The sequence below is a fragment of the Chryseobacterium artocarpi genome (genome assembly GCF_001684975.1).
GTDB lineage: Bacteria > Bacteroidota > Bacteroidia > Flavobacteriales > Weeksellaceae > Chryseobacterium > Chryseobacterium artocarpi.
In genome coordinates this window covers 203086-222631 of the sequence record NZ_MAYH01000045.1, presented here as the reverse complement: position 1 = coordinate 222631, position 19546 = coordinate 203086, and the positions used below count along the sequence as shown (strand labels likewise).

Here is a 19546-nt window from a genome sequence, read left to right as displayed (position 1 = left end):
CCAAAACTGTATATGAAACGTAAAATATAAGTGTTCAAATGAAGACTGACGTTTCATCACCTGAAAAATACATTTCATCATCATTTTATGCAACATCACAATATTTTTAAGACAAGAGATCTGTTTCTTCCATAATTTTACCTTATTAAATCCTGTACAATGAAAACAATTATTGTCTGCACAGATTTTTCCCGAGAAGCTGAAAATGCCGTTCATTATGCGGCGTCTATTGCTAAGGAAAACCAATATAATCTGGTTCTGTTCAATTTACAGAGTGTTTCCATTCACGCCCTGAATGCTCAAGCCTCTGCTGATTTTTTCTATGAACAGACTCTTAAAAATCAAAAAAAGCTGTCTGATAAGGCAAATGAACTCAATACCATATATTCTATAGAAACAAAGTTTCATCTTGCCTCAGGTAATTTCATTGAAGAGCTTAATAATTGTATCAAGATCACAAACTGTGACTTTATTGTTATGGGAATGGCAGAGAAGACTCTTGAACAGAGACTGCTGGGAAATACTGTTACAAAAGCCATCCACAGAATCAAAAAACCAATATTGATTGTCCCCGGACATATTGAGTATATAGGAGTTCGAAAGATACTTTTTGCCTATGATACTCATAAATGCATGAGCTGGTCTGCGATGAATGATATTTATTATTTCATCAATGAGTTCAATGCGGAAATTGAAGTATTCAATGTAAGTGAGAGTCTCGAAGATTTTACGGAAGTCATTCAAGATATAGATCTGAATTCCGGATATGACATGGATGATATTAAATACAGCTTTAAGATGATCCAGTCTATGGAAGTGGTAAAAGCCATTGAAGAGGAAGTAAAACTGACCAATGCTGATCTTTTAACTATGATTCCTTATCGATACAATCTCGTAGAATCTCTTTTCCACCGAAGCAAAACAGCCATCATGGCGTATAAAAATAAAGTACCATTACTATCAATCCCCCTAAACATAGATTAAGACTCAATAAAAATCTGTACACATTTGTATCCTTTTTTGCCTTTAGAAGGCTAAATTTTACACTTAATCTTGTTTAACAGGACCGGAATTTGCCCTCCGGTCCTGTTTTTATTTTAAGATATCACTCTCAATTATTAAATAAAAAAAACCGCCTCAAAGCAGAAACGGTCTATCACAAAATAATTTAAAAATTAAGAAACCAGGGTCATTAATGCCTGATAATAATTTTCCAATAAAGTATTGTTTCCATTCAAAAACAGGTAAGGTTCAATAAGTTCCAGCTCCATTAATCTGAATGAGTGATCGATAAGAACTCCATCTACTCTTGCATAAAGGGTTGATTGTGGTAAACTTTTTAAATAAGCACCTGCCTGCTCTATATGCAAGGGATCCGGTATAGGATAACTGATTGTTCCGCCATGATAATGCTGTACTCTGAAATCGCCTTGTTTAGGAGTTTTTAACGAACAGTGGCTATATTTTCCATTAAAAAAGAGGAATGACCATTCTCCATTTTGGATTTCCTCTACAAAAGGCTGTACCATATAATCCTGCTCTCTCAAAAGCTGTTCTATTTCTGCTGAATGTTTGTCAAAGTTGTTTCTGCTTACGGTAATTGTATTTTGCGCTCCCGCACTTACACACGGTTTTACCACGAGCTTCTCTGTTTTAAAAAGATCAAAAAAATGATTGCTAAAAGAAGAGTCTTTGTCAAGATATTCTGCTGGAATTACCGGAAGTCCTTTGGCTGCAATATCTTTCAGGTAATGTTTGTCTGAATTCCATTTAATAATTTCAACCGGATTTAATACTCTAACACCCAGTTTATCAATCTTTTCCAACCAATCCAGAAATTCATTTAAATGATTATGATAATCCCACGGAGATTTAATAATCGCAACGTCAAAATTACTCCAGTCGATATTTTCATCATTCCAGATGGAAGGAATAACGTCCAAACCTTTACTGATCAAAAAATTAATTAGTTCCGTATCCTCATCATTCGCCACACCCTGAGAAAATTTTTTCTCCATTTTATAGCCTACTATTGTGATTTTCATGCTTCTGTTATTATGTATTTATCTTTAAGTAAAGTTCTGAAGAATGTATGAATAAGCACAGATACAGTTTTTTTAATTTAAACGGATACAATTAAAGCATTTTCGTCGCAGATGATCATATAAATGATTAATTCAACAATATTTAAAGGTCAATATTCCTGCAAACAGTCTTCGTATTCTCAATATTTTAATACATTTGTTATAAAACATATTCCAAATGAATTTCGAGCAGATCCATTTACACCTTGACGCCTATAAGGAACACAATCAAATTCTGGATGCCGCAAAATATCTGATTCATTCTTTTGATCTTGAGCATGAAAATTTTGCAGGTTTTGGTTTCAGGGAAGAGCTTTCTCCAACCTCTATGCTTCTTACCGCAGAAGGTGAATTGGGAGGACCTCAAACTGTAATGATTCCCAGGAATTTATTTGATTTTGATCTGAACCTGGTCCTGAATATGATTGCTCATGAAATGCTTCATGTAAGGCAAAAAGCTCCCGGACAAGTCATTGAAGACAAAAATGAACGTGAATTTCAGGCGTATTATGAAATGCTTTTTCATAAAGTTTTTCCACAGGTTCCTGAAGTTTCGGATTTTCATAAAAAGTTCTTTGGGGGTAAAGCCCTGGAATATTACAAAAGAATGGGTGAAGGTTCAGATTTACAACAAAAATATGCAGAACAGAAAACAGAAGTAGAACATTTAATTAACACATTACCATGACCACAAAACCAGACATCACTTGGGCAGATTTTGAAAAAGTAGACATCAGATGCGGAACGATTATTTCGGTAAACGATTTTGAAAAGGCAAGAAATCCGTCTTATCAATTGGAAATAGATTTTGGAGATTTAGGAATAAGAAAATCCTCTGCTCAGATTACCTCTCTTTATCAAAAAGAAGAATTGGTAGGAAAACAGATCTTAGCGGTAGTGAATTTCCCTAAAAAGCAGATTGCCAATTTCTTCAGTGAATGTTTAGTTTTAGGATTATATGGTGAAGATAAAAAAGACGTCACCCTTTTAACCCCTTCTTTACCTACAAAAAACGGAATGCAGGTAGGATAGCAAAACAAAACACACAATGATACAGAACATACCATTAGAAAGAGTTTTATTCCTTGATATTGAAACGGTACCTCAGGCAGCTTCCTGGGATGATTTATCTGAAACCGATCAGCATCTTTGGGATAAAAAAACCAAATTCCAGAGAAAAGAAGAAATTTCAGCAGAAGAGTTTTATGACCGAGCCGGTATTATGGCTGAATTTGGAAAGATCATCTGCATTACCATCGGAATGTTGGAAAAGAACGAGACGTTAAAGATCAAAAGCTTCTCCGGGCATGATGAAAAAAAACTGCTTCAGGAATTTGGAGAAATCTTCAACAGCCCACGACTTCACAATGTCATTCTTTGTGCTCACAACGGAAAAGAATTCGATTTTCCCTGGATCGCAAGAAGGTATCTGATCAATGGAATACAACCTCCGGCTCCTTTTCAATTGTTTGGAAAAAAACCTTGGGAGGTTCCTCATATAGATACGATGGAACTGTGGAAATTCGGGGATTATAAAAGTTTTGTATCATTGGAATTATTGGCTCATGTCTTTGGTATTCCCACTCCGAAAGATGATATTGACGGCTCAATGGTTTCATCAATTTACTACATAGAAAAAGACTTGCAGAGAATTGTTGACTATTGTGAAAAAGATGTCTTAACTTTGGCAAATATTTTCCGACGTATGCGTCAGGAAGATTTGTTGAAAAGGAATATCAATTTAGATTAAAAAATGAAATTTACAGACGATCAAATTGCTGACATTGGTGAGGAAATCATCAGCGTACTGAAAACCGTATATGACCCCGAAATTCCGGTAGATATTTACGAGTTAGGGCTAATTTATGATGTACAGATCTCCGATGATGCTGACGTAAAAATTATCATGACCCTTACGACTCCCAACTGTCCTGTTGCAGAAACACTTCCTCAGGAAGTAAAAGACAAGGTGGGGGAAGTAGAACATGTAAACAGTGTAGATTTAGAGCTTACCTTCGAACCTAGCTGGAATAAGGATATGATGAGTGAAGAGGCAAAGTTTGAGCTTGGAATGCTTTAATGCCACAAAAAATATAAAACCCCGGAGCAATTTTCGGGGTTCTTATTTTAAATATCTTTAGCCACTTCTTTTCCTTCTCTCCTGCTCCACTCACTCCATGAGCCTACATAAAGATTGGGGATATCAAATCCTGCATGAGCCAATGCTAAAATCGTATGACACGCCGTCACTCCCGAACCACAGTGAATAATCAGATGTTCAGGTTTATTTTCCAATAATTGGCTGTATTTTTCTTTTAAAACTTCCGGACTTAGGAACAATCCGTTTTCATCCAGATTCTCAGAAAAAGGAATATTAATAGCTCCAGGAATATGCCCCGCAACAAGATCGATAGGTTCAGACTCTCCTCTGTATCGGTAAGCATCTCTTACATCAATAACGGTAGAAGAATTGTTTCTTAATTCATCTTCAACGTTTTCAAGGCTTGAAACAGGCAAAGACCAATCTGTTCTATTAATCAGCGGAGCTTTTTCAAAGATTTCTTCTCCTGATGAAAATTCCACACTCTCTTTTTCAGCAGCCTGAATTCCGCCATCCAAAACCTGTACATTTTCAAAGCCAAAAGATTTTAACATCCACCAAGCCCTAGCGGCTGCATTGGAACCATTTTTATCATCATAAACTACAATATGAGCATCTTCAGTTATTCCAAGATTGGAAAGTGTTTCTGCAAATTTTCCCGGAGTCGGAAGCGGATGTCTGCCTCCGAAAGCTGCATTTTCTCCTATTTCAGCCAGATCTGTATCCAAATCGATGAATCTTGCTCCTTTGATATGCTTATCAAGATAGTTTTGTTTTACATCTTTCCCGATTCTTGCATCAAGAATGATAAGATTGTCACTGGAAATATTTTTTAATTGGGATGATGGTATGATTGGAGACATTTTCTGTTGTTTTAGATTAAAAAATCATTTTAAAAATGAAAAATATCCTTCGCCTTATTATAAGAACTTTCAAAGTTCAGCAGATTCAGTTTATGATCAGCTTTTTCAACGCTCATAAAATTGATTACCTGCTCTGTAGGCATATTTCCAACAAGATCGTCTTTAGCCATAGGACAACCACCGATTCCTTTAATCGCGCTATCAAATCTTCTACAACCTTGATCATAAGCCGCTTTCAGTTTTGAATAAGATTCTTCATAACGGTTATGAAAATGTCCTCCGAAGTTGATTTCAGGATATTTAGACGGAATTTTTTCAAATAAAAGGGCAATGGTTTCCGGAGTTGCCACTCCTGTTGTATCAGAAAGCAGAATGTCCTTTACTCCAATATCAGAGAATCTTTGCGCCCATTGATCTACATCTTCCCACTTCCACATTTCACCGTAAGGGTTTCCAAATGCCATGGAAAAGTAAATATTCAATTGTTTTCCTTCGCTTTTTACCAGCTCAAGCATTTTAATGATCTCCTCAAAAGCTTCGTCCTGACTCTTATTGGTATTTCTGTGCTGAAATGTTTCAGAAATAGAGAACGGAAATCCAAGGATATCCACAGATTCATGTTTTAATGCTTTTTCTGCTCCTCTATAGTTTCCAATAATAGCTGAAACTTTCGTTTTGGAACGGGATTTATCGATATTTTCTGCCACCTCATCAGAGTCAGCCATCTGGGGAATTGCTTTTGGAGAAACAAAGCTCAGACAGTCCAATACATCAAAGCCAACATCCATCAAGGAGTTGATATAATCTATCTTCTTGTTGGTAGGGATAAATTCTCCCCATCCCTGCATTGCATCTCTAGGACATTCGGTAAGAAACATTTTTACTTTTTGATTTTCTCAAATATAATAAAACTAAACTATTTAGTATCTACTACATACAAAGCTAACATTATTTTGATTTTCAAATATTTATAACTGATTTATAATTTCAATAACTGATATTCAGTATCAAATAATGCATTCTGAGCGTCAAATTTGCTAACTTTGTTAAAATTTATGATAAATCTGATGAGTACAATAGAATTCAATCCTTTATGGAAAGAGAAATTACTGAACCGTTTTCTTAGCTATGTAAAAATATATTCAACGAGTGATGCAGAAAGTGAGTCTACTCCTTCTACTGAGCGTCAGTGGAATATTGCGAATTACATTACAGAAGAACTGAAGAATATCGGTCTGGAAAATGTTTCAATTGATGAACACGGTTATATTATGGGCTACGTTCCTTCTAACCTTGAAAATGATGACAGACCTACCATTGGGTTCATTTCACACTATGATACATCACCAGATTTCAACGGGGAAAATGTAAAGCCTCAGGTTTGGGAAAACTATGATGGGAATGATCTTCTATTGAACCAGACTACAGGATTCACTTTGTCTCCTTCAAGATTTGAAAGTTTAAAAAAATACATCGGGCAGACTTTAATTACTACTGACGGAACTACGCTTCTAGGTGCTGATGATAAAGCGGGTTGTGCAGAGATTGTAACAGCTGCTGAATATCTTATCGCCCACCCAGAGATCAAGCATGGAAGAATTGCTGTAGGATTCACTCCTGACGAGGAAATCGGAAGAGGTGCACATAAGTTTGATGTAGCTAAATTCGGTGCTGAATGGGCTTACACAATGGATGGTGGAGAAGTTGGAGAATTGGAGTACGAAAACTTTAATGCAGCAGGAGCTGTGGTAAAAATCCACGGATTGAGCGTACACCCGGGCTATGCATATGGTAAAATGATCAATGCGGCATTATTAGCTGCTGAATTTGCTCAAATGCTTCCTACTAATGAAACTCCTGCAACTACAAAAGGATTTGATGGATTCTACCACTTAATGGACATTACAGCTGACATTTCTGAGGCGAAACTTCAGTATATCATCCGAGATCACGATGCTGACAAATTTGAAGCAAGAAAGAAATTCATGGAAGAAAAAGTAGCTGAATTCAACCAAAAACATGGTGAAGGAACTGCTGAAGTGGAGATCAAGGAACAATATAGAAATATGAAGCAACAGTTTGAAGGTAAGATGCACATTGTAGATCTTGCGGCAAAAGCAATGACTGAAGCTGGTATTGAGCCAAAGATCAAAGCGATCAGAGGGGGTACGGATGGTGCTCAGCTTTCTTATATGGGATTACCTTGTCCTAATATCTTCGCTGGAGGAATCAATTTCCATGGACCATACGAATATGTAGCGTTAGAAAGCATGGAAAAAGCAACTGAGGTTATTATTAACATCGTAAAAGCATAATGAAGATGAAAAAACTCTTAGCATTAGCGTTCATATCTACATTTGCTTTCGCGGGTGCACAGGTATCTGCATTTCAAAAAGCTGATTCCAAATATGAAAGAAAGAAAACGGCTCTGTATAACAAATATCCTAAGCCTAACGATTTAAGAACTAAGCTGGAGTGGCTTCTTACGGAAGACAAAATAACGTCTTACAAAAATGCTCTTGATAAAATTGCTGAAGACGAGAAAAAGGTGTTAAATAACGATCCGCCTGTAAAAACAAAAGTGACGAAAGAAGCAGATTACGAAACTGGTAAAGCAGCTTTTCAGAAGTCATTATCCCAGGCAGTTGATCTTGCTTTTTTAAATTACTCTTCAGATTCTTATAAAGCGACATTAGCCTTTGTAGTAGATTCTAAAGGAAATGCTCTTGATGCTCATGTAAAAGGAAATAATGAAGATGTAAATGCATTTATTGAAGCAGCCTTCTACCGTATCAAAGAAAATGGCAAGTGGAAACCTGCAGAAAGTAATGGAAAACCGGTATCATCTACAGTGATGATGCCTTTAGTTTTAACATTCAAAAAATAAAATATGACCCCGGTACAGATAACCGGGGTTATTTTTTGCTCCAACTAATCTTCTAAGATTAAATAGATACACCTTTCTATTCCTGAAAAATATACAGCTCGTCAACACCCTTTTACCGTTCATCAAATAAAATTTCTGTCCTCCGTTCAGAATTGTTGTTTTGCATCAAATTTCTAACAATAATTAAAATTATGAAACAACAATTTTTAGCATTCTGCTCATTGTTATTATGCATTACCTGTTCCGTAGAAACTCAGGCACAGCAAAAACCGGCTCTTCATGTGGGAGTGAAAGGAGGAACAAATTTTACAAAAACCTCAACGGAATCTTCTTCCTTGGAAGGGAAATACGGTTTTGGCTATCAGGCAGGGGTAATGACAAGAGTAGATATTGGAAGCCTGTATGTACAAGGAGAAGCGCTATTCAACAAAAGAAAAGCATCGTACGAAGAAAAATCTGGTGGTTCCGCCAAACTGACATGGAATGCTATTGATATTCCTGTGGTAGTAGGATATAAGATCATTAACACAGATGATTTCAATTTAAGAGCATTCGCCGGCGGTGTTTACAGCTATGCATTCAACAACAAGCTATCTGCTTCCGAATCTATTCAGGAAGGCTTTAAAAAGTTTGATAAATCCAATATCGGAATTACAGGAGGTATAGGAATAGACTATAAAAATTTTACTGTAGATCTGCGATATGAAAACGGATTGTCAAACATCAGTAAGGAATTTAAATCTAAGCCCCACAGTTTCACCCTTGGGATTGGTTATTTCTTATTCTAAAAACTTGAATTATCTTTACTTATTAGAAACTGTAACCCTGCAGTTTCTAATTTTTTATAAACTCTCTTCAGATTGCTCTCATGACAAAACCCTTTGTTCTAAAAGAATATATTTTTACTTTCATCTTTTGGCTTGTCCTTACGATTGTACTATGGTGTAACTTTCAGACTGAGACAGACAAATATCTTGCAATAGTGCAGGCAATTATCATCTCTGTCAGTTCATTTACGTTCACGCATTTTTTAACCAGTAAACTACTGCCAAAAGCTTTACGTGAAAAAAAAATGAAACAGTTTCTGGTTCAGACGGTCATGGTTATTTTTATTCTGAGCGCCATTTTTTCTGTTATTTTCACCTATCTAGAAGCAGCTCCCAAGCACCAGCTTCCTCCGGATTTCAAAGATCACTTACCTTTTTTGTGGCGGGGATTTTATATGTCTTTGCCCGCTTCTTTCCTGATCAACGGATCTGCCTGTGGAATTAAATTCTACAAAGAACATGGAAGAATAGAGCGCGATCATATCCTTCTTCAGCAGGCACATCTTGAGAATCAGCTTAAACTTCTTCAGGATCAGATCAATCCGCATGTTGTTTTTAATATTCTGAATCATATCCATATCCTGATGAAACGAGATACGGAACTTGCAGATTTTTTACTGATGAAGTTTTCAGATATTCTGAGATATCAGCTGTATCACTGTAATCAAAATCTGGTTCCGCTGGATAAGGAAATTGAATATCTGCAAAACCTGATTGAAGTAGAAAAGTTACGATGGGGGAATGAACTGAATGTACAATCAACCTTGGAAATCAGTAATAATAAAGCTTTTATTGCGCCATTGCTTCTGATTCCATTTATTGAAAATGCTTTTAAATATGTGTGTAGGCTACCCGGACAGATAGGCTATGTTAAAATTTTTTGTAAAGAGGAAAACAGCAATCTTTTCTTTTATATTGAAAATTCATATTCTGATATTGCTATTCATAAAAAGAAGGATGGAGGAATTGGTCTGCAAAATGTACAAAAACGTTTAAAGCTTCAATATCCAGAAGCCTATGATCTGAAAATTGAAACCGATAATCTTGTCTATAAAGTAAATTTAACCCTAAAACTCTCAGAAAAAAATGAGCAGTAATATCCCTAAAATGAAATGTCTGATCGTAGATGATGAACCTTTGGCAAGATTCCATCTTAAAGAGCTTGCGGACCAGATTGATTTTTTATCAGTGGAAGGTACATGTGCCACAGCTTTGGAAGCTGATGCTAAAGTAAAAGAAAGCGAAATCGATCTTATTTTTCTGGATATCAATATGCCTTATCTTAATGGTATTGATTTTTTGGAGCAGCTTGAAAACCCGCCTTTATGTATTTTTACCACATCTTATTCCGAATATGCACTGGAAGGATTCCGTCTTCAGGTTGTGGATTATCTTTTAAAGCCTATTGCTTTTAACCGTTTTTATCAGGCAGTGAATAAAGCTCAGCAGCAGTTTATCATCAGTGAAAAGCTAAAGAAAAACACTTCTTTGGATGATCCTTTTTTGTATGTAAGGCAATCCGATACCTTCATTAAGGTTTCCTGGGTAGATATTTTATATATTGAAAGTATGCAGAACTATACCAAGCTGCATTTTAAGGATAAATCGCTGATCATCCATCAGACGATGAAAGCAATTGAAGAATCACTCCCTTCCGAACATTTCTTCAGAATTCATAAGTCATTTCTGATCAATATCATTCACATTGATATGATTTCCGGAGGGCGTTTATACATTAATAAGACGGAGCTTCCTATTTCCCGTACCCGTAAGGAAGAACTATTGAATCAGGTGGTATATAAAAAGCTGATCAGTAAATAAAAGAGGGAAGCTGGAGACTGGGCGGGGAAATTCTTGAAGTTAAAAAAACATCTCAAAAGCACTCCAGCTTCTTTTCTCCTTATTTTATGGTAAATTCCAACGTAGAGAAACAGCTACATAAAAAGTACTGGCAAACTTTGGGTCTGCCATTTTTTTATCTTTAAAAATGCTTTTAATTTTTCTTTCGCTTTCGCTAAAGCTTCTCACCAAAGTTGAGCCTCCTGTAACTCCTAAGCTTAGTTTATCCGTAATTTTGATTTCCGGTCTGAGCCCCGCCGTAATCTGCTGATAGCCAAACATAGTGGATTTCCCATCTTTATTTCTCTCTACAACCATTCCACTGAGGTTTACCACAGCTTTTAAAGTGAGTGCATCTGAAAATTCGTATCCGGCTTCAGCACCTTCGGGGAAGTTCAGCTTAAACTTCACTTTTCCGTTTGTTTTCCAGTCGAAATAAATCCAGGGTAAAACCATCGGCGGTCCAAATGCAGTGGTAAGCACCGGCCCTCCACCCAATGCTAAATTTGGATTAAAATGTCTGATAAACAAAACCCCTCCCTGTCCCAAAATATCATCAGAACTTATTCTTTCCAGATCTGTATACAGCCCTACAGATGCCATCATCATCATACTCCATTTTTTTCCTAAGGGTCTTATGTGTTGTAATCCTACCTGTGCATTCAGCATTTGATCAGGAAACAAAGGTGTTTCATAATTTTTATGAGACATTTTTGCATAGGATCCACTCAACAGCATTGACCATGCCTTTATTCTTCCTGCGCTGTCTTTCTTTACAGATAAAGGGATGCTAAGATTCAGGGTCGCTCTTTTAAAATCACTTTTGGAATTTGTTTTAAGGCTGTCTTCAGGGCGAATGTAATTGGAAGAAGGAATATATTCAGTTTTAAGTTCCGCTGAGATTCCTGACTGTGCGCTTATCCAATACCCTAACGGCAACAGACAGCAAAAAGCCGTCAAAAGGTTTCTTTTCATATTCTAAATTTTATGCAAAGAGAATCCTTTGACGGTTTTTTACAAAAATTACTTGATTAAGTGCAGGTCTATGATGACCAACAGATAAAGTAACAGGATAATGTCTTTAAGTACTTTTGAATATCTAAGCAAATGCTCTGATACTTTTCAGAGAACGATAGGCAAACCATACTGCAATAATGGCAATTAAAGCTCTTGTAGCCACCATCGGAATGATAGATTGAGCTTCCATTAGTCCTACAATACCCGAAATAATAAAGGTGACCATAAGCTGCATAAAGCCCATCAGTGCTGCAGCAGTACCACGACCTTCTTTAAAGGATGATAAAGCGTGAGCAGAGGTTATCGGGAATAAGATTCCTATCGCCAGTAATGAAATGTGTAACAGTATAATTTCCAATCCTACTGATAGCTGATACGTAGAAACCAGAATATGCAGACAACATGAAGAAAACAAAATAACCGTTGCAATAAACTTCAGTCTGGTTTCCTCAATTCTTTTGATCAGTCTCGGAGTAATATAAGCAGCCAGGATCAATGCTACAGAATTGAAGGCAAATATAAGCCCGAAAACTTCACTGGAAAAACCGTGTAATTCCATAAAAAGGAAAGGTGCATTAGAGATATAGATGATCAAAGATGCAAAAGCTACACTTCCTACCATGGTATTGCTTATAAAGTCTTTATTGGCAATAATTACTTTAAGTTGCTCCATCAGATTTGTTCTTTTTTCTGCATTTTCAGCATCTTTGGACACTAATCTGGCATTAGTTTCAGGAACGCATTTATATACAAGAATAAATGTAATAATCCCTAGTATTACCAGAAAGGCAAACGAACTGTTCCAACCCCAGTATTTTAGAAATACACTTCCCAACAAAGGCGCAATAATAGGCGCTACTCCACTGATCTGAGTTTGTTGGGAAAATATTGCTACAGATTTTTGCTTATCATAAAGATCGATGATGATTGCTCTACCAATAACAATTCCCGCACTTCCTCCGAATGCCTGAAGGAAACGCATTGCCCATAAAACATAAATATTTGAGGTAAAATAAATAGCAGCAGCTCCTATGATAAAAAGGAAAAGCCCACAGTATAACATCGGCTTACGTCCTGTTCTATCAGACAAAGGACCCCATAATAATTGTCCGAATGCAAACCCGGCAAAGAAAACCGAAATAGACACCTGGATATGCCCGATATCAGTATTAAAAATTTCTGCCATGCTTGGGAAAGCTGGGAGATAAAGATCTATACTTAACGATTCTAACGTGTTGAGTAGCGCTAAAATAAACACTACAATACCTAACTTCTTCATAAATTATAAGCCTTCACAGGCGACTTTTTTCAGGATGCAAAATTGCCTTAAAAAGTAAGTGCTTACAATAAAAGAACTGAAGGAAGTATAGGACAAACTGAAGATTCAATCATAAAAAAAGATAAAAACTGTTGATTTTAACCTTTAAATATTGTAAATATTGAAGATTATCTTTTTTCATTATTCTTAAAATAATCTGGCGTTTGCCCTGTATGTTTCTTGAAAAATCTTGAAAAATATGAAGTATCGTTAAAACCGAGTTTGAAAGCAATTTCTTTCACAGTAAGCGCTCCAAAGCTGAGTTCTCTTTTAGCTTCGAGAATAAGACGTTGCGAAATCATTTTTTTCACCGTAGTTCCTCTCAAAACACGGAGAATGTCATTAAGATGATGGGTGGTTATTTTTAATTTTTCAGCATAGAAGCTGGTTTCTTTATGTACAATATAATGCTTCTCGATAAGCCCCACCAGTTCCTGAACACGTTGGCGGTCATTCAGCAAAGGTTCCTCAGGGTTAATCTGTTCTCCGATAATAATACAAAAAGCTTTCAGATATGCTTTTAAAAGTTCCTTTCTTGCGGTTGCTTTATATTCCTGCTCAATCAGTGAAATGATTGTATTACAGGTTTTTTCATTCTTAGGATCTAGAAAAAAGGGAAGCACACCTCCTGTGAGCACCGATTCTATATCACATGCCTCATTGAAGATTTCTCTGCTGATTGCCATTGCATATCCTTCCTCACCTTCTATTTTCATATTAAATGCCTGCCCTGGCGCAATGATACAGATTTGATTGTTATCAAGCTTATAACTCTCAAAATCTAGTTCCAGATGGCTGTATTCATATACTTCTCTGAACCAGATGATTTCAAAAAAATTATGCCGGTGAACATCGTGAAAATTTTCAGGTCCAGCAGCACTCAGAGTACTCATCTGAAACTCTTCAGATGTAAGATGGTGAACAGGGATTTCTTTTTCTGGGGTAATCATCACTGTATTTTTAAATCGTTTGGTAATAAACAAAAACCACAGCAAAAAAAGTGCTGCGGTTTTCTACAATATTTAAAATTAAATATAATTTTTCGGGTTTATTGATTTAAAAAGGCATCCCAACCTTGAGCTGTAAGAGCTACTAATTGGTTAGAACCTCTTGCTACCATAAAGTTTCCTTCTTCTTTTTCTACTGCATGTCCGATGATGGTAAAATCAGGGTGATTTTTAATCTTGTCAAAATCATTTGGAGAAATGGTGAACAGAAGTTCATAATCTTCTCCTCCGCTTAATGCTGTTACAACAGGATTTAAGTTCATTTCATCTGCTGTAGAGATTGTAAGACTGTCTAATGGTACTTTTTCTTCATACAATCTGAATCCTACTTTCGACTGATCGGAAAGGTGAAGAATCTCAGAAGCCAGACCATCTGAAATATCTATCATAGAAGTTGGTTTGATATCCAGTTCTTCCAAAATCGTTTTAACGTCTGTTCTTGCTTCAGGCTTCAGTTGTCTTTCCAAAATATAGTCATAACCTTCCATTTCAGGTTGCATATTCGGATTGGCAAGATAAACAGCATGTTCTCTTTCCAATATCTGCAGTCCCATGTATGCACCTCCTAAATCTCCTGTAACCACAAGAAGATCATTTGGTTTTGCACCACTTCTTTTCACAATATTTTCTTCAGCTTCAATTCCTACAGCTGTGATGCTCATTACCAATCCTGCATTTGAACTAGTAGTATCACCTCCGATAAGGTCTACTTTATATCTTGAACAAGCTGCCTGAATTCCTGCGTAAATCTCTTCCAGAGCTTCTACCGGAAAACGGTTGGAAACAGCAAGAGAAACCAAAATTTGTGTAGGAACAGCATTCATTGCTGCTATATCACTCAGGTTCACAACCACAGCTTTATAGCCTAAATGCTTTAACGGAACATATCCAAGATTGAAATGTACACCTTCTGCCAAAACATCGGTTGTAAGAACCACTTTTTTATTGTCAGGATTAATAACTGCCGCGTCATCTCCTACTCCAAGCACCGAAGATTCATTGGATAACGGAAAACTTTCAGTCAAATGCTTAATAAGACCGAATTCTCCTAATTTTGAAATGGGCGTCAGCTCCTGTGATTTATCTTCAAACATATTTTTGTTGTATTAATGTGCAATGTAAAACGTATTCGTGACCTTAAAGTCTTTCATAACATTGAACCCTGAACTTTAAACTTTGAATTACTTTGTAAATTCCTCCGGATCAATATTGTGTGGGTGGAAAGGAAGTTTTTTGAAATCTTCTTTCGATAGCACTACTGTTTCCGGGGTTTTATATTTATTCATTGCTTCCACTACATCATCTGGTGGAGTTGTCATTTTTCTAAGCATCATATCAATCCAAACTCCGGTTGCTTCAGAAGTCGCACAATGTACTCCATCCGGCGTATAGAATTTGTGAACGAAACGATAGATGGATGAATCATCTGAACATCCGTCTATTTCCACACTTACAATTACCGTCTGATCTGCATAGATCTCTTTGAAGAAAGAATACCTTTCATGCAGAATAACAGGACCGATTCCCCATCTGCTTAGCTGGGTAACTCCCATTTTCTCTTTGGTCATAAAAGCCATTCTGGCTTGTGCACAATATTGTACATACGATGAATTAGCTAAGTGCTTGTTGGCATCAAGATCGCTCCATCGCACTTCAAATTTATGGTAGAAAGTCATATGAAAATCGTTTTTGGTATCATTAAAAATAATAATCTTCAAAAATACTCAAATAAGATGGTTTATAAAAATTGTACTTTTGAAAAAATAATCTTCAGCATAGGATTACAATATACATGAAACAGATCATTATTATCGGAGGCGGTGCTGCAGGCTTTTTCTGCGCATCCAACCTTGACGAAAAGAAATACACAATTACGATTTTAGAACAGAACTCTGACGTACTTCAGAAAGTAAAAATCTCGGGAGGAGGCAGATGTAATGTCACCCACGCATGCTTTGATCCCAGAGAACTGGTACAGTTTTATCCTCGTGGAAACAAAGAACTATTAAGTGTTTTTACCAAATTTCAGCCGGGAGATACTATGGAATGGTTTGACCAACGCAATGTCCCATTAAAAATAGAAAATGACAACAGAACTTTTCCGGAAAGCAATTCTTCACAGACCATCATCAATACTTTTTTGAATGAAACTCAGAAGAAAAATGTCACAGTAAAAACAAAATGTACGGTAAAAGAGATTGAGAAACAGGATGAAAAATATCTTGTAAAAACCAATTCCGGAGATTTTGAAGCGGATTACATCGTTTACACGACCGGAAGTTCCCCCAAATCTTTAAAAATGGTTGAAAATCTGGGACATAAAATTGTAGATCTGGTGCCTTCTCTTTTCACATTCAATATCAAAGATGATTTGCTAAAAGATCTTCCTGGGACAAGTTTTGAAAATGCGGGTATTTCTATTCCTAAACTGAAAACAGAGGAAAGCGGACCTTTACTGATTACTCACTGGGGACTTTCCGGTCCTGCCGTTTTGAAAATTTCTGCATGGGAAGCGATAAGTCTTGCAAAACTTAAATACAACTTTGAAATAGAGGTTAATTTCGTTTCAATTGATATAGACGAAGCAGAAGAAGCTTTTCAATCGTTTAAACAGAATAATCCTAAGAAAACGATCGGGCAATCTAAGATTTTTGATATTACGAACAGGTTCTGGCAGAAAATTCTTGAGATTTCAAAGGTTGATCTTAATAAACAGGTTGCCCATATTTCAGGAAAGGAAATGCAGAAAATTCTTGAGAATCTTTGCAGAAAAAAATTCCAGGTTACAGGAAAGTCTACCTTTAAAGATGAGTTTGTAACAGCCGGAGGTGTTGATTTAAAAGAAATTAACTTCAAAAATATGTCTTCAAAACTTCTTCCTAATTTTTATATTGCCGGTGAAGTTTTAAATATAGATGCTGTGACGGGTGGTTTCAATTTCCAGGCATGCTGGAGTGAAGGATGGCTTATAGCACAGGATTTGAATAGCTTATAGAAAGTAAAATATTTATGAAAACAAATAATTCAATTCTATATAAGGGATTTCTGGCAATAATTTTTGTTAGTGCATTCCTATGTTCAGTGTCTGTTTCTGCTCAAAAAGAACCTTCAAGCATTCCGGTAGCTGATTCTGCAAGGACCTTTAAAAATCCAGAGTTTCCTGGTGGGCATGCAGCTTTTACACAAGAGGTTCTCAGGTATTTCCGCACCTCTGTTCCTGCCAGCTTAAACATTAAAAGAGCTGAGGCTACGGCTACTTTTATTGTAGATACAGACGGTGTAATGAAACAGTTTGCGATAGAATCTTCCCAAAATGATGTTGTCAAAGAAGAATTTCTGAGAGCCTTGAAAAAGATCAATAAAAAATGGACTCCTGCTGAAAAAAACGGTGCTCCGGTAAGAGCGGTAATGAGACAGCCTTTAGTTTTTTTACTTAATTAAAACTTTGGTTTAAGCCTTACAAAAAGATAAAGCAACAGACATCCCACCGCATAACACAGGATGTCAATCCACGAGAATGAATTTCCAATAATAATATACATCAGGCTTCCCTTTCGGAAGCCTAACTTTTCTGCAATATTAAAGTATTGTGCAAACTCCAAGAGGCAGGAAAAAATTAAAATTCCAAGGATAAGTTTTTCATTATTTACGCTGAAAAAACTCTTAATCAAAGTGTAAAGAAGCATTACGACAATTACATCCCCAAGATAAGCGCGTACAAAGAAGACATCTTTCAGTTTAGTTGCAATCAGGACTTCGATCAGGAAAATAAAAATAGAGATCAGGAAATATTTCAGGCTAAATTGGAATTTCATGGGATTGTTTTTATTCGATTTTGGGCATAAAAAATCGGTATTCAGAAGAATACCGATTGTTATTTGGCAAATATATTATTTCTTTACTTTGATTGTACATCCGATAGTAACACTTTTTGTGGTTTTCACCGGTTCTCCTTTTATCAAGGAATTTACAGCATCCTGAGCGTAATATTCTGATACATCATTCGGATTGTCATAATTATTATCAATAGCTCCAATGTATTTCACGATATTTTTACCGTTTTCTTTTTGCAGGATAAACACGTGTGGTGTTTTTGTTGCTCCATACTGTGGATAGATTTTCTGTCCTTCATCCACCAGATAAGGAAATGTAAAGCCTTTCTGCTTTGCCCTTTCAATCATCTGCTTATAGCCATCTTCTGGTTGTGCATTAGGGTCATTCGGATTGATGGCGATTACAGGATATCCCTGACTCTTATATTTTTTGTCCAACTCAATGATTCTGTCTTCATATTTCTTAGCATAAGGGCAGTGATTACAGGTAAATATCACGATAAATCCTTTTGCTGTTTTAAAATCGCTCAACGAAACCATTTTACCATCGATATTTTTTAGTTTAAAATCCGTGGCTTCATCTCCTACTTCGTATCCTTTTGCAACAGCGGTTATTTCTTTCTGAGGTTTATTTTCGTCGTTATTTACTGATGTAAAGCTTAACATCCCCAGCCCGGCAATAAGAGCAGTTGCTAAAATTTTCAGATTTTTCATAATATTGTTATTGTAAATTTTCAGTAATTTTTTTCTCAAGATCTTCTTTACTCATCTCACCATCATTAAAGTATACTTTTTCTGCGCTCTTATAAAATAAAGTTACCGGAATGTTTCCATCCCAGTCTTTTTCAAAACGCGGAATCCAGGTATTCATGCTTTTAATATCATCCAACAGAAGAACCTCAGCGGTAAGATCTTTATTTTTAATAAATTTCAAAACTCTTTCTTTATCTACAAGCCTGTCCAGAGAAACCAAAATCATTTTAAAGTTTGCATTTTCTTTGTATTTATTATTGATTTCCATAAAATGAGGAAGTTCTTTCACACAAGGCGCACAGGTTGTAGCCCAAAAGTTAACCACAAGAATCTTGCCCTTTTCTTCCTGAATACGTTTTTCCAGCTCTTCATATTTCAAAACTGAAACATCTGTCTGTTGTGCATTACAAACTGAGAAAAATAGCAAAACAACCAAGCTTTTTAATAAATTCTTCATATTCAAAATTAATAAATAATTGTAATTCAGAAAGCTACCTAATCATTCTCACACTGAAAATTTAGTGAAAGATGTTTATTTATTACTTTTTGATTTCGTTTTTGATTTAGAAACAGGAGCTCTTCCAACATGAACCATTGTTCCGTTAACACAATATCTTGATCCTGCTGGTCTAGGGTGTGTTTTGTCAAACTCTTCCTCTATTTTTTTAATAGAATCATTACGTCTCTTAACTATTGCTAATGAATCCATATACGCTTTATATACCACTGCTACAGAATCATGGATTCTTTGTTCTTCCCTTTCTTTTGCAGCTTTATTGCATGAGGATAATGAAATTAATAAGGATACTAAAAATATTTTTTTCATGATTGGTTTTTATTAATTCGAAAGATACGATTTTAGATTTATTGGTATAAAATCCTATTATACATCGTAAAGGCAATACAAAAATAACAAGTTCAATATCTCTTACAACAATAAAGTACAATCATCTACAATACAAATACTTATTACAAAAGGAAAAAATGTTTTATTTTTCACAAAACAGAGAATAATCA

24 protein-coding genes are annotated in these 19546 nt (G+C 35.9%); 12 read left to right on the top strand and 12 right to left on the bottom strand.

Annotated elements, in window-relative coordinates; translation table 11 throughout:
- The first annotated feature begins 159 nt into the window (after positions 1–159).
- The gene (locus tag BBI01_RS15850; protein ID WP_065395619.1) at positions 160–984 is read left to right on the top strand and encodes a universal stress protein; all 825 of its coding nucleotides are present in this window, start codon (positions 160–162) and stop codon (positions 982–984) included.
- A gap of 191 nt (positions 985–1175) precedes the next feature.
- On the opposite strand, the gene BBI01_RS15845 is transcribed toward BBI01_RS15850, so the two are convergent.
- Positions 1176–2045: an ATP-grasp domain-containing protein gene (locus tag BBI01_RS15845; RefSeq protein ID WP_065395618.1), complete on the bottom strand. Its 870-nt coding sequence runs from the start codon at positions 2043–2045 to the stop codon at positions 1176–1178.
- Positions 2046–2262: 217 nt separating this feature from the next.
- Here BBI01_RS15845 and BBI01_RS15840 point away from each other — a divergent pair, with 217 nt between their 5' ends.
- From BBI01_RS15840 to BBI01_RS15825, 4 genes are read left to right on the top strand one after another with little or no spacing between them, the layout of a single operon-like run.
- A complete protein-coding gene (locus BBI01_RS15840; RefSeq protein WP_065395617.1) occupies positions 2263–2772 on the top strand; it encodes a hypothetical protein in 510 nt (169 codons plus the stop codon).
- On the top strand, positions 2769–3116 hold the full coding sequence (locus tag BBI01_RS15835) for a tRNA-binding protein (protein WP_065395616.1): 348 nt from the start codon (positions 2769–2771) through the stop codon (positions 3114–3116). Before BBI01_RS15840 ends, BBI01_RS15835 begins: the two co-directional genes overlap by 4 nt.
- Before the next feature lie 16 nt (positions 3117–3132).
- The gene (locus tag BBI01_RS15830) at positions 3133–3834 is read left to right on the top strand and encodes a 3'-5' exonuclease (protein WP_065395615.1); all 702 of its coding nucleotides are present in this window, start codon (positions 3133–3135) and stop codon (positions 3832–3834) included.
- Between the two features lie 3 nt (positions 3835–3837).
- On the top strand, positions 3838–4164 hold the full coding sequence (locus BBI01_RS15825; protein ID WP_065395614.1) for an SUF system Fe-S cluster assembly protein: 327 nt from the start codon (positions 3838–3840) through the stop codon (positions 4162–4164).
- A gap of 47 nt (positions 4165–4211) precedes the next feature.
- Here BBI01_RS15825 and BBI01_RS15820 read toward each other — a convergent pair whose 3' ends face one another.
- Together BBI01_RS15820 and BBI01_RS15815 are read right to left on the bottom strand one after the other, a co-directional pair.
- A complete protein-coding gene (locus BBI01_RS15820; protein WP_065395613.1) occupies positions 4212–5048 on the bottom strand; it encodes a sulfurtransferase in 837 nt (278 codons plus the stop codon).
- Between the two features lie 29 nt (positions 5049–5077).
- Positions 5078–5926 (bottom strand): hydroxymethylglutaryl-CoA lyase, encoded by an 849-nt coding sequence (locus BBI01_RS15815; protein WP_065395612.1) that lies wholly within the window; start codon positions 5924–5926, stop codon positions 5078–5080.
- Positions 5927–6115: 189 nt separating this feature from the next.
- Here BBI01_RS15815 and pepT point away from each other — a divergent pair, with 189 nt between their 5' ends.
- The 5 genes from pepT to BBI01_RS15790 all read left to right on the top strand — a co-directional run bounded on the left by pepT (position 6116) and on the right by BBI01_RS15790 (position 10583).
- On the top strand, positions 6116–7363 hold the full coding sequence (gene pepT, locus BBI01_RS15810; RefSeq protein ID WP_065395986.1) for a peptidase T: 1248 nt from the start codon (positions 6116–6118) through the stop codon (positions 7361–7363).
- A 5-nt stretch (positions 7364–7368) separates the two neighbouring features.
- On the top strand, positions 7369–7935 hold the full coding sequence (locus BBI01_RS15805) for an energy transducer TonB (protein WP_123862158.1): 567 nt from the start codon (positions 7369–7371) through the stop codon (positions 7933–7935).
- Between the two features lie 191 nt (positions 7936–8126).
- Entirely contained in the window at positions 8127–8723 is a 597-nt protein-coding gene (locus tag BBI01_RS15800; protein ID WP_065395610.1) for a porin family protein, read from the top strand.
- 284 nt (positions 8724–9007) lie between these two features.
- Positions 9008–9859, top strand: coding sequence for a sensor histidine kinase (locus tag BBI01_RS15795; RefSeq protein WP_228394021.1), 852 nt, complete (start codon positions 9008–9010; stop codon positions 9857–9859).
- Positions 9849–10583, top strand: a complete 735-nt coding sequence (locus BBI01_RS15790) for a LytR/AlgR family response regulator transcription factor (protein ID WP_065395608.1) — start codon at positions 9849–9851, stop codon at positions 10581–10583. The genes BBI01_RS15795 and BBI01_RS15790 overlap by 11 nt, the downstream gene beginning before the upstream one ends.
- An 84-nt stretch (positions 10584–10667) precedes the next feature.
- Here the strand turns inward: BBI01_RS15790 and BBI01_RS15785 are convergent, their stop codons facing one another.
- The 5 genes from BBI01_RS15785 to BBI01_RS15765 form a co-directional block, all read right to left on the bottom strand.
- Complete coding sequence (locus BBI01_RS15785) at positions 10668–11576, bottom strand: DUF6268 family outer membrane beta-barrel protein (protein ID WP_065395607.1); 909 nt, start codon at positions 11574–11576, stop codon at positions 10668–10670.
- A 124-nt stretch (positions 11577–11700) separates the two neighbouring features.
- A complete protein-coding gene (locus BBI01_RS15780) occupies positions 11701–12897 on the bottom strand; it encodes a multidrug effflux MFS transporter (protein WP_083190127.1) in 1197 nt (398 codons plus the stop codon).
- Positions 12898–13064: 167 nt separating this feature from the next.
- On the bottom strand, positions 13065–13886 hold the full coding sequence (locus tag BBI01_RS15775) for a helix-turn-helix domain-containing protein (protein WP_065395605.1): 822 nt from the start codon (positions 13884–13886) through the stop codon (positions 13065–13067).
- A 98-nt stretch (positions 13887–13984) separates the two neighbouring features.
- Positions 13985–15037, bottom strand: a complete 1053-nt coding sequence (gene thiL / locus BBI01_RS15770; RefSeq protein WP_065395604.1) for a thiamine-phosphate kinase — start codon at positions 15035–15037, stop codon at positions 13985–13987.
- Between the two features lie 87 nt (positions 15038–15124).
- The gene (locus tag BBI01_RS15765; protein WP_065395603.1) at positions 15125–15619 is read right to left on the bottom strand and encodes an acyl-CoA thioesterase; all 495 of its coding nucleotides are present in this window, start codon (positions 15617–15619) and stop codon (positions 15125–15127) included.
- 116 nt (positions 15620–15735) lie between these two features.
- Between BBI01_RS15765 and BBI01_RS15760 the strand changes: the two genes are divergently transcribed.
- Entirely contained in the window at positions 15736–16938 is a 1203-nt protein-coding gene (locus BBI01_RS15760) for a BaiN/RdsA family NAD(P)/FAD-dependent oxidoreductase (RefSeq protein ID WP_065395602.1), read from the top strand.
- Positions 16939–16952: 14 nt separating this feature from the next.
- Positions 16953–17384, top strand: coding sequence for an energy transducer TonB (locus tag BBI01_RS15755; RefSeq protein ID WP_065395601.1), 432 nt, complete (start codon positions 16953–16955; stop codon positions 17382–17384).
- Here BBI01_RS15755 and BBI01_RS15750 read toward each other — a convergent pair.
- The 4 genes from BBI01_RS15750 to BBI01_RS15735 form a co-directional block, all read right to left on the bottom strand.
- Positions 17381–17758, bottom strand: coding sequence for a ribosomal maturation YjgA family protein (locus tag BBI01_RS15750; protein WP_065395600.1), 378 nt, complete (start codon positions 17756–17758; stop codon positions 17381–17383). The two genes, BBI01_RS15755 and BBI01_RS15750, sit on opposite strands and share 4 nt — an antisense overlap.
- 75 nt (positions 17759–17833) lie before the next feature.
- Entirely contained in the window at positions 17834–18490 is a 657-nt protein-coding gene (locus BBI01_RS15745) for a thioredoxin family protein (RefSeq protein WP_065395985.1), read from the bottom strand.
- Positions 18491–18497: 7 nt separating this feature from the next.
- Positions 18498–18986 carry a TlpA disulfide reductase family protein gene (locus BBI01_RS15740; RefSeq protein WP_065395599.1) on the bottom strand — a complete coding sequence of 163 codons (489 nt, stop codon included), beginning with the start codon at positions 18984–18986 and terminating at the stop codon, positions 18498–18500.
- A gap of 75 nt (positions 18987–19061) precedes the next feature.
- The gene (locus BBI01_RS15735; RefSeq protein ID WP_065395598.1) at positions 19062–19355 is read right to left on the bottom strand and encodes a hypothetical protein; all 294 of its coding nucleotides are present in this window, start codon (positions 19353–19355) and stop codon (positions 19062–19064) included.
- Positions 19356–19546: the final 191 nt, after the last annotated feature.

Coding starts and splice junctions, on each gene's coding strand:
- BBI01_RS15850 (WP_065395619.1), top strand. CDS start 160: ATGAAAACAATTATTGTCTGCACAGATTTTTCCCGAGAAGCTGAAAAT.
- BBI01_RS15845 (WP_065395618.1), bottom strand. CDS start 2,045: ATGAAAATCACAATAGTAGGCTATAAAATGGAGAAAAAATTTTCTCAG.
- BBI01_RS15840 (WP_065395617.1), top strand. CDS start 2,263: ATGAATTTCGAGCAGATCCATTTACACCTTGACGCCTATAAGGAACAC.
- BBI01_RS15835 (WP_065395616.1), top strand. CDS start 2,769: ATGACCACAAAACCAGACATCACTTGGGCAGATTTTGAAAAAGTAGAC.
- BBI01_RS15830 (WP_065395615.1), top strand. CDS start 3,133: ATGATACAGAACATACCATTAGAAAGAGTTTTATTCCTTGATATTGAA.
- BBI01_RS15825 (WP_065395614.1), top strand. CDS start 3,838: ATGAAATTTACAGACGATCAAATTGCTGACATTGGTGAGGAAATCATC.
- BBI01_RS15820 (WP_065395613.1), bottom strand. CDS start 5,048: ATGTCTCCAATCATACCATCATCCCAATTAAAAAATATTTCCAGTGAC.
- BBI01_RS15815 (WP_065395612.1), bottom strand. CDS start 5,926: ATGTTTCTTACCGAATGTCCTAGAGATGCAATGCAGGGATGGGGAGAA.
- pepT (WP_065395986.1), top strand. CDS start 6,116: ATGAGTACAATAGAATTCAATCCTTTATGGAAAGAGAAATTACTGAAC.
- BBI01_RS15805 (WP_123862158.1), top strand. CDS start 7,369: ATGAAAAAACTCTTAGCATTAGCGTTCATATCTACATTTGCTTTCGCG.
- BBI01_RS15800 (WP_065395610.1), top strand. CDS start 8,127: ATGAAACAACAATTTTTAGCATTCTGCTCATTGTTATTATGCATTACC.
- BBI01_RS15795 (WP_228394021.1), top strand. CDS start 9,008: ATGAAACAGTTTCTGGTTCAGACGGTCATGGTTATTTTTATTCTGAGC.
- BBI01_RS15790 (WP_065395608.1), top strand. CDS start 9,849: ATGAGCAGTAATATCCCTAAAATGAAATGTCTGATCGTAGATGATGAA.
- BBI01_RS15785 (WP_065395607.1), bottom strand. CDS start 11,576: ATGAAAAGAAACCTTTTGACGGCTTTTTGCTGTCTGTTGCCGTTAGGG.
- BBI01_RS15780 (WP_083190127.1), bottom strand. CDS start 12,897: ATGAAGAAGTTAGGTATTGTAGTGTTTATTTTAGCGCTACTCAACACG.
- BBI01_RS15775 (WP_065395605.1), bottom strand. CDS start 13,886: ATGATTACCCCAGAAAAAGAAATCCCTGTTCACCATCTTACATCTGAA.
- thiL (WP_065395604.1), bottom strand. CDS start 15,037: ATGTTTGAAGATAAATCACAGGAGCTGACGCCCATTTCAAAATTAGGA.
- BBI01_RS15765 (WP_065395603.1), bottom strand. CDS start 15,619: ATGACTTTCTACCATAAATTTGAAGTGCGATGGAGCGATCTTGATGCC.
- BBI01_RS15760 (WP_065395602.1), top strand. CDS start 15,736: ATGAAACAGATCATTATTATCGGAGGCGGTGCTGCAGGCTTTTTCTGC.
- BBI01_RS15755 (WP_065395601.1), top strand. CDS start 16,953: ATGAAAACAAATAATTCAATTCTATATAAGGGATTTCTGGCAATAATT.
- BBI01_RS15750 (WP_065395600.1), bottom strand. CDS start 17,758: ATGAAATTCCAATTTAGCCTGAAATATTTCCTGATCTCTATTTTTATT.
- BBI01_RS15745 (WP_065395985.1), bottom strand. CDS start 18,490: ATGAAAAATCTGAAAATTTTAGCAACTGCTCTTATTGCCGGGCTGGGG.
- BBI01_RS15740 (WP_065395599.1), bottom strand. CDS start 18,986: ATGAAGAATTTATTAAAAAGCTTGGTTGTTTTGCTATTTTTCTCAGTT.
- BBI01_RS15735 (WP_065395598.1), bottom strand. CDS start 19,355: ATGAAAAAAATATTTTTAGTATCCTTATTAATTTCATTATCCTCATGC.